The organism is Mesorhizobium sp. M2A.F.Ca.ET.039.01.1.1, assembly GCF_003998035.1.
GTDB lineage: Bacteria > Pseudomonadota > Alphaproteobacteria > Rhizobiales > Rhizobiaceae > Mesorhizobium.
This window is the reverse complement of sequence record NZ_RZRY01001428.1, coordinates 1-602: the sequence shown is the minus strand read 5'-3', so window position 1 is coordinate 602 and position 602 is coordinate 1. Positions and strand designations below refer to the sequence as shown.

1 protein-coding gene is annotated in these 602 nt (G+C 64.0%); it reads left to right on the top strand.

Annotated elements, in window-relative coordinates; translation table 11 throughout:
• Positions 1–481, top strand: a 481-nt coding sequence (gene cobF, locus EOA24_RS40260) for a precorrin-6A synthase (deacetylating) (protein ID WP_127410937.1), incomplete at its 5' end; no start/stop codon positions are given.
• Positions 482–602 lie beyond the last annotated feature (121 nt).

Genomic DNA, 602 nt, shown 5'->3' with positions numbered 1-602 from the left:
GGTCCGCGACGAGCTTGCCGAAGATGGCTGCGGCGCCTTCCTGATCTGGGGCGACCCTTCGCTCTACGACAGCGCGCTGCGCATCCTCGAGCGCGTCCGCCTGAGGGGCAATGTGGGTTTCGAGCTCGAAGTCATCCCCGGCATCACTGCGATCCAGGCGCTGGCCGCCGCCCACGCGACCGCGCTCAACCGCATCGGCGATTCGATCCTGGTGACCACCGGCCGCCGGCTGACCGAAGAAGGCCTGCCGGCCAATGCCGGCTCGACCATAGTCATGCTCGACGGCAAATGCGCCTTCAACACGCTGGCCGACAAGGATGTCTTCATCCAGTGGGGCGCCTATCTCGGCACGCCGGATGAGATCGTCATCTCCGGACGCCTAGGCGATGTCGGTGCCAAGATCGAGAAGGTCCGCGAGGAAGCCCGCCGGAAAAAGGGCTGGATCATGGACACTTATCTGCTGAGGAAATCAGGGGAGTAAGGGAGTAGGGCAGTAAGGCAATAGGGGCGCGCACATCGCATGCGCAAGCACTCCGGGACGTCACACCCTACTGCCCTACTGCCCTACTGCCCTACTGCCCTACTGCCCTACTGCCCTACTG